This is a genomic window from Thermococcus sp. ES12 (assembly GCF_012027515.1).
Taxonomy (GTDB): Archaea; Methanobacteriota_B; Thermococci; order Thermococcales; family Thermococcaceae; genus Thermococcus; species Thermococcus barossii.
Genome location: NZ_SNUP01000099.1, coordinates 1 through 423, shown reverse-complemented (window position 1 = coordinate 423; position 423 = coordinate 1). Strand labels below are relative to the sequence as shown.

1 protein-coding gene is annotated in these 423 nt (G+C 43.5%); it reads left to right on the top strand.

The features are described from left to right. Positions 1 to 264, top strand: a 264-nt coding sequence (locus E3E37_RS11240; protein ID WP_206204113.1) for a RecB-family nuclease, incomplete at its 5' end; no start/stop codon positions are given. Between the last annotated feature and the right edge of the window lie 159 nt (positions 265 to 423).

The window sequence follows — 423 nt, the reverse complement described above, 5'->3', positions numbered from 1 at the left end:
AATGTCTTAATCGTGGGAGATTTGCCTGATGCCATTGAGGTGGTCCAGCCCGACGAAATTTATACAGTCACGAAGTTTGGAGAACCAGCTAATTGGGAAGAGCTGAGGGAAAAAGTGAAAGAGAAGAAGGTGATGTTTATCTTTGGTGGAACTGAGCCAGGGCTGAGCAAAAAGGAAATTGAGGTAGGAACACCGATTAATGTTAGGTGGGAAATCGGCGAGCTCGGTGAGTTGGCAATCCTCCTTCATGAACTAAAAAGGTGAGCTAATTGAAAAAATCTGCCATCCTCCTGCTTTTGATAATTTTTGCATCGGGGTGTCTGATTAAGCAACCGGCTGTGGTTACTTTTGAGGTTGATAGAACGGTTGTAAAAGCCGGAGGGACTTTTCATATAATTGTGACTATCAACAACACAGGAAAAG